Genomic DNA, 7,390 nt, shown 5'->3' with positions numbered 1-7,390 from the left:
ACGTTCCGTGAGGGGGACGGCGCGCTGGAGTGGAGCGGCCGTCAGGAGATCCTCAAACGCCGGACGGGCTGGATGGTGGTGGCCGGGGGTGGGTGGGAGAAGCTCGCGCTGAACGCGCTTGTCCTCAAACGCCGGACAGGCTGAAATGCCCCGGCCGGCGTCGAGAAGAGGCACCGCCTGTGCTGCGGAAGCGGTGGGGGCGGGTGGGCGGGGAAAGGGTGGGCTCGGCGCGGTTGTCCTTGAAGGCCGGCTGACGCTTGATGGTGGCAGCCGGGCTTGGTCTTTCAGCACCGGCCCGCACCCCCAGCCCGTCCGGCGTTTGAGGACAAGGCCCGTTCAGGGCCGTAGCGGGGGTCTGGGGGCGCAGCCCCCAGGGGGTGCCTTTACTGGTCCGACGAGAAGCGGAGCGCCCCCGCTGGGATTCTTGCGTCGCACCACACCCGTACGCCCTCCCTCAGTTCGTTGTCGGCGCCGATGATCGCGCCGTCGCCGATCACCGTGCCGGTCAGGATCGAGCGTTCGCCCACGCGGGCCCTCGTGCCGATCAGGGAGTTGGTGATGACCGCGCCCGGTTCGACCACCGCGCCCGCCAGGATCGTGCTGCCCGAGACGCGTGCGCCCTCCGCCACGAACGCGCCCTCGCCCACCACCGTGCCGCCGGTCAGCTTGGCGTCGCGGGCCACTCTGGCCGAGGGGAGGATCAGGCGGTCGCCGCAGCGGCCGGGGACCGCGGGGGACGGGGCGCGGCCCAGGACCAGGTCCGCTGAACCTCGTACGAAGGCCGCCGGGGTGCCCAGGTCCAGCCAGTACGTCGAATCCACCAGGCCCTGGAGGTGGGCGCCGATGGAGAGGAGTTCCGGGAACGTTTCTCTTTCCACCGAGACCGGGCGGCCCGTCGGGATCGTGTCGATCAGCGAGCGGCGGAAGACGTACGCACCTGCGTTGATCTGGTCGGTGACGATCTCCTCCGGGGTTTGGGGTTTTTCCAGGAAGGCTGTGACTCTGCCCGTTTCGTCTGTGGGGACCAGACCGTATGCCCTTGGGTCCGTCACTCGGGTGAGGTGCAGGGAGACATCCGCCGAGGTCGACTCGTGGGTGCGGACCAGGGCCCTGATGTCCAGGCCCGTGAGGATGTCGCCGTTGAAGACCAGGACCGGGTCGTCGGGGGCGGAGTGCAGGCGCGAGGCCACGTTGCGGATCGCGCCGCCCGTGCCGAGGGGCTCGTCCTCGGTGACGTACTCCAGATGGAGGCCGAGCGACGAGCCGTCGCCGAAGTACGGCTCGAAGACCTCGGCCAGGTAGGAGGTGGCGAGGATGATGTGCTCCACCCCGGCCGCTCTCGCTCTCGCCAACTGGTGGGTGAGGAAGGGCACCCCGGCCGCCGGGACCATCGGCTTCGGCGTGTGCACGGTGAGCGGGCGCAGCCGGGTGCCCTTGCCGCCGACCAGGAGAATCGCTTCTGTCACCTGTCGTCCCTACTTCCTGTTTCCTGATTTCCTGCCGGACCGACCGCATCGTGTTCGGTCGGCCGAAGCCTCATCGGCCCTGGTACTTGGCCGCCGTCAGGCGCGCCGAGCCGAGCCTTCCGTAGAGCAGCCGGCCCGGGCACTCGGTGGCGAAGCCGTCCCGGTGGCCGGAGATCACGTTCAGTCGTACGTTCTTTCCCTTTGGGTAGAGATTGCCACCACCTGACTTCAGGTATGTCTTTCCGTTCGGATTCGCCCCGAACAGGCCGAGCTTCCAGGCGGTGAGCCGTGCGATCGCCCCCACTGCCGCTTTGGACGGCTTGGAGCTGACGAAAGTTCCGAGGACGGCGATCCCCATGCTGTCCGTGTTGAACCCGAGCGTGTGTGCGCCCATCACCGGCTTCGCCACGCCCCCGGCGCGGCCCTCGTAGATGTTTCCGCACCGGTCGACGAGGAAGTTGTAGCCGATGTCCCGCCAGCCGCTGCTCAGCACGTGGTAGCGGTAGATGCCGCGGATGAGGGACGGGACCTGTGTGCACCAGTACTTGTTGCCCGAGGCCGTGTGGTGCACGAAGGCCGCCTTCACCTTCTTCGTGTAGACGAAGCCGCGTTCGCGCAGCTTCTCGTCGGCGCCCCAGCCGCGCCGCGTGACGATGCGTGGGCGCGGGCCGATGAACGGTTTCACCCGTCGCTCCCCCTGAAGCAGGAGTGCCTCTTCTTCTGTCTGTTGTCTGTTCAGTGCCGGGATCTCGGTGGCGTACTCGGTCTGTGTCTCCAGCGCCCTCATGTCGCGTGTGCGCGGTTGTCCGGGTTGCGCTGGTTCCACGGGTTCCGCTGGTGCCGTGCCTGGGTTCACCAGTTCGAGGCGCAGGCCTGCGGGGAGGGGCTCGCGGGCGCCCAGGGTGCGGCCGTCGCCGTCCGCCCGTACGCGGACCTCCACGCCGTCCGAGTCGCCCACCCACAGCGGTGCCGTGGAGCCCCGGACCCGGCCCGAGGAGTGTTCGGCGGTGTCGGGGTCGGCCGCGTGCTCGTGGTTGTGCGTCTCGACGTCCTGCCAGCCGGACCAGTGGCCGCCGCCGGCCTCCCGGGTACGGACCTCGACGCGGCCGTACAGCTCGGTCTCCGGGTTGTCCCAGATGACGCCGACGAGCGAGAAGCGGCGTACGTCCGGACGGTACAGCCCCTGTTCGGCGGCCGAGCCGAGGATGCGGTCGCCGGGGCGGGGGGCGAGCGGGAGCGACTGGGTGCTGCCGGGGACGGCGGGGGCCGCCGCTGCCGGTCTGGCCTCGGCGGGTCTCGCCGTGGCCGAGGCCGGGGTGGTGGGCAGGGTCAACGGGAGCGCCAGGGCGGTTGCACACGTGACGCCGATCGAGGAAGCAAGATACCTACGCATGCCCCTGATCCTGGACATAGCCATACATATCTGTCCAACGATGAGCTGACGGTCCGTCTGGCGTGTTGGCCCGAACCGGTGGCCCCGGGGGTCGGCCCGCGCCCACGGCCACGCGTACCCTTGCGCGGGTGAACGCCACCGACCGCACCCCTGCCGACCTGCTGCGTTCCGCGCTCGCCGCGGACCCCGCGCGCCCCCTGGTGACCTTCTACGACGATGCCACGGGCGAACGTGTCGAATTGTCCGTGGCCACCTTCGCCAATTGGGTGGCCAAGACCGCGAATCTCCTCCAGGGCGAGCTGTCCGCCGAACCCGGTGACCGGGTCGCGCTGCTGCTGCCCGCGCACTGGCAGACGGCGGTGTGGCTGCTGGCGTGTTCGTCGGTGGGGGTCGTCGCGGACATGGGGGGCGAGGCCGGTTCCGCCGACATCGTCGTCAGCGGGCCCGACACGCTGGACGCGGCGCGGGCGTGTTCCGGTGAGCGGATCGCGCTCGCGCTGCGGCCGTTGGGTGGGCGGTTTCCGCAGACGCCGGGTGGCTTCGCCGATTACGCGGTGGAGGTGCCGAGTCAGGGGGATCGGTTCGCGCCGTACGCGCCTGTGGATCCGGAGGGGGCGGCGTTGATTGTGGCCGGGGCCGAGTTCACGGGGGCGGAGGTTGTGGAGCGGGCCGGGGCTGATGCGGTGGGGTTGGGGTTGGCGGGGCCTGGGTCTCGGTTGTTGTCGGGGTTGGGGTACGACACGTGGGAGGGGGTCAGTGCGGGGTTGTACTCGCCGCTGGCCACCGGGGGGAGCGTTGTGTTGTGCCGGCATCTGGAGCGGGTGTCTGAGGATGTGGTGGCCAAGCGGGTTGAGGATGAGCGGGTTACGGCTACGCGCCGGGCGTGAGGTTGTTTTTCGGCTGCCCGCCGGTGGGGGCTGGTCGCGCAGTTCCCCGCGCCCCTGGGTGGGGGTCCCGGCCCGGCGCCGAGCAGTAAGGGCTTGTCGCGCCCACGCGGCGGAGCCGCACATGTCACAGCCCCGCGCCCCTAGGTGGGGGTCCCGGCCCGGCGTTCATTCGTTCGGCCTAGTAGCGGGCGCCCTCGCTCCCCTCTCTGAGTCATGATCGTAGGGTGACCGACACCGCAGGCACCCTCGGGCCCGGCGTCGGGGGCAGTCCCGTCGGGCGGCGTCGGCGTCTGTGGGTGCGGCGGGGCCTGTTCGGGGTGGCCGGGGTTTCTCTCGTTGCCGTCGGGGTCGGGGTCGGGGTCTACGTCAAGCTTGATGGGAACATCACGGCGGATCATGGTGCCGCCGCCGAGCTGGCCCGGTACGAGAAGGAGCGGCCGACCTCGTTGGTGCGTGGGGCGCAGAACATTCTGTTGATCGGGTCCGACTCCCGGGCCGGGAAGGGGAACCGGAAGTACGGGCGGGACTCCGGGACCGAGCGGTCGGACACGACCATCCTGTTGCATCTCGCCGCCGACCGGCGCAGCGCCACCGCGATGTCCCTGCCGCGCGATCTGATGGTGGACGTGCCGAGTTGCCGGCGGCCGGACGGGAGTCGGGGCGAACCCGTGTTCGCGATGTTCAACCACGCCTTCCAGCAGGGGGGTTCGGCCTGCACGATCCGTACCGTCGAGAAGCTGACGGACATTCGGATCGACCATCACATGGTTGTCGATTTTCGCGGCTTCAAGGACATCGTCGATGCCGTCGACGGGGTCGAGGTGTGTCTCGCGGAGGCGGTCGACGACCGGGAGGCCAAGCTGCGGCTGCCCGCCGGGAAGGTGACGCTCAACGGCGAGCAGGCGCTCGGGTATGTGCGGGCGCGGAAGTCCCTCGGCAATGGGAGCGACACCGCGCGGATGGACCGGCAGCAACGTTTTCTCGGAGCGCTCGTCAACAAGGTGCAGAGCGATGACGTCCTGCTGAACCCGGTCAAGCTGTATCCCGTGCTCGATGCCGCCACGTCCTCGCTCACCACGGACCCGGCTCTGGCCAGTCTGCGTGGTTTGTACGAGTTGGTGCGCGGTATGCGCGACATCCCTACCGAACGTGTGCGGTTCCTGACCGTTCCACGGGAGTCGTACGCGTACGACGCCAATCGCGATCAACTTGTGGAGCCGGACGCCGGGCGGCTGTTCGAGCGGCTGCGGTCCGATGAGCCGGTCGCGGTCGCGGAGGAAATCCCGGTTCAGGATGATTCCTTCGTACAAAGCAGTGAACTGCAACACAATTACGGATACGGGTTCGACGAGTTCGGCGCGGACACCGCCGGCGAACCGTCCGGGGAACCCTCGTCCGGCCAACTCCCCACCCCTTCCCCCGTACCCACTTTTCGCGGGAACACGGCCGCCCGGGACGCCTGCAGGTAAAGCGATTGCCAAGCCGGCGAACTTTAGTTCAAAGAAATGGGCGGATTGCCCAGTTGTAGGGACGTGGAATTTGTCACCGTCGTCGCTTGACGCCCAACTGGACGGATAGTGTGAGCGATCCGGTGCGTCAGGACGAGTGTCGTGCACACACCGGAGACCGAGACCCGAGCGCCTTTGGAGGGGGAAAGGGCGCCGCGTGGCCCCGACGGAGGATTCAGACAACCGTGGACGCGCAAGGCCGTGGGCGGGCGGACGACATCGACCCCGCAGACCAGTGGGTGCTCAACCCGAGCACTGGCGAATACGAACTGCGACTGACTCCCTCCGCACCGCAATCAGCGGTCCCGGGACCTCGTCGAGCCACACCCTCCAACGCGGGTGCGGTACGCGGGCGTTCGGCGGCGCCGGAGCGGGAGCAGGACCGAGAGACGCACGGCGTGCCCGGGTCACCCGGGCAGGTGCCGCCGCCGAGAAGGCGGCGGGGTGTGCCCGAAGAGGATCCGCTGCCCGGGCGGCGCCGGTCGCGTGCCCCGCAGAAGAAGAAGTCGAAGGCGAAGAAGGCGCTGCTCTGGACGGGCGGGACCATGGCCTTCGTCATGGTGGCCGCCGCGGCAGGCGGCTACTTCTACCTCAAGCACCTTGAGGGCAACGTCACGACCACCGACGTCGGTACGGCGGCCAAGGACGGCTTCAGCAAGGACGAGGCCTTCAACATCCTGATCATCGGTACGGACAAGCGCACCGGTGCGGGCAACGAGGCCTACGGCGACGCGGGCAGCGTCGGGCACGCGGACACGACGATCCTGCTGCACGTCTCCAAGGACCGGACGAACGCGACCGCGCTCAGCATTCCGCGTGACCTGATCGTCGACGTCCCGGACTGTCCGACCGTGCAGGAGGACGGGTCCGAGAAGATCATCGCCGGTACCCAGAGCGTCCGCTTCAACACCAGCCTCGGGCAGGACGGGCGCGACCCGGGCTGCACCATGCGCACCGTGAAGGAGGTCACCGGCATCTCGCCGGACCACTTCATGATGGCCGACTTCAACGCCGTGAAGACGCTGACGACGGCGGTGGGCGGGGTCGAGGTCTGTGTGGAGAACGCCGTCAACGACAAGGAGTCGAAGCTCAAGCTGCCCGCCGGCAAGTCGACGGTGGAGGGAGAGCAGGCGCTCGCCTTCGTCCGTACGCGGCACAGCTTCGGCAACCAGGGCGACCTGGACCGGATCAAGGTGCAGCAGCAGTTCCTCAGCTCGCTGATGCGCAAGATGGCCTCCAGCGACACCCTGACCAACCCGGCCAAGCTGCTGAAGATCGCCAACGCGGCCACCAAGGCGCTGACCGTGGACACCGGTCTCGGCAAGGTCTCCACGCTCAAGGACGTGGCGTTGGAGCTGAAGAAGGTGCCGACGAAGAACATCACCTTCATGACCGTGCCGGTGATCGACACCCCGGGGGAGGCGGTCCGGGCGACGGTCACCGTCGGCCCGACGGCGCCCGAGGTGTTCAACGCCATCATCAACGACGTGTCGTTCACGGCGGTCAAGCAGCAGAAGGCGAAGGAGGCGGCTGCCGTCGCCGCCCGCCTCAAGGGCACCAAGTCCGCGGCCTCCGAGGTGCGGGTGCAGATCCTGAACGGCGGTGCCCCGGCGGGCTCCGCACAGGAGACTCTTAACTATCTGCAGAATGATGAGGGCGTGTCCAAGTCCGAGAACGCGGGCAACGCCTCGGCGGAGCTTGCGAAGACGACGTTGGAGTACGCGCCGGACCAGGCCGACCAGGCCCGTCGGCTGGCCGCCATCATGGGGCTGTCCGGTTCGGCGATGAAGCCCGGCAAGAGTGTGACGAACTCCCAGGGGCTGCCCACCATGACGCTGACCCTGGGCAAGGACTTCAAGGGGGCCGGCGTCTCGCTCACCGCGCCGGCGAAGGCACCGACCGTGGAGGGGCAGTCCACGGCGGACAAGGTGCAGTGCGCCAGCTGAGCACGCCGGTCGGCTGAGTACGCCGATCGACCAATTGGGCTCTGCGCCAGTTGTTTTGGGTGCGTCGGTTGACCTGACAGGCCTGCCTTGCGTCTTACCGGACGCAAGGCACCCCCGGCCCGACGACCAGCGGCCGGCCCTCGAAGGTCGTGGCGGCCGGGGTGTGCGCGTGACCGGTGATGAGCCCGGC

5 protein-coding genes and 1 pseudogene are annotated in these 7,390 nt (G+C 68.9%); 3 read left to right on the top strand and 3 right to left on the bottom strand.

The features are described from left to right. Positions 1–383: 383 nt before the first annotated feature. Entirely contained in the window at positions 384–1,466 is a 1,083-nt protein-coding gene (locus ACWDR4_RS49510; RefSeq protein WP_450418723.1) for a sugar phosphate nucleotidyltransferase, read from the bottom strand. Between the two features lie 70 nt (positions 1,467–1,536). Further along, a complete protein-coding gene (locus ACWDR4_RS49505) occupies positions 1,537–2,877 on the bottom strand; it encodes a peptidoglycan recognition protein family protein (RefSeq protein ID WP_450418721.1) in 1,341 nt (446 codons plus the stop codon). 110 nt (positions 2,878–2,987) lie between these two features. On the opposite strand from ACWDR4_RS49505, the gene ACWDR4_RS49500 reads away from it, so the two are divergent. The 3 genes from ACWDR4_RS49500 (at position 2,988) to ACWDR4_RS49490 (ending at position 7,200) form a co-directional block, all read left to right on the top strand. Continuing rightward, positions 2,988–3,746: a TIGR03089 family protein gene (locus ACWDR4_RS49500; RefSeq protein WP_450418719.1), complete on the top strand. Its 759-nt coding sequence runs from the start codon at positions 2,988–2,990 to the stop codon at positions 3,744–3,746. Positions 3,747–3,970: 224 nt separating this feature from the next. Then, positions 3,971–5,215, top strand: coding sequence for an LCP family protein (locus tag ACWDR4_RS49495; RefSeq protein WP_450418717.1), 1,245 nt, complete (start codon positions 3,971–3,973; stop codon positions 5,213–5,215). 224 nt (positions 5,216–5,439) lie between these two features. Next, positions 5,440–7,200, top strand: a complete 1,761-nt coding sequence (locus ACWDR4_RS49490) for an LCP family protein (protein WP_450418715.1) — start codon at positions 5,440–5,442, stop codon at positions 7,198–7,200. A 109-nt stretch (positions 7,201–7,309) separates the two neighbouring features. On the opposite strand, the pseudogene ACWDR4_RS49485 reads toward ACWDR4_RS49490, so the two are convergent. After that, positions 7,310–7,390: pseudogene (locus ACWDR4_RS49485) on the bottom strand (phosphodiesterase); the annotation flags it as partial.

It is taken from the genome of Streptomyces sp. NPDC000878 (assembly GCF_053599695.1).
The sequence above is the reverse complement of the archived record's forward strand: the minus strand, read 5'-3'. Positions and strand labels throughout refer to the sequence as shown.

Coding starts and splice junctions, on each gene's coding strand:
- ACWDR4_RS49505 (WP_450418721.1), bottom strand. CDS start 2,877: ATGTCCAGGATCAGGGGCATGCGTAGGTATCTTGCTTCCTCGATCGGC.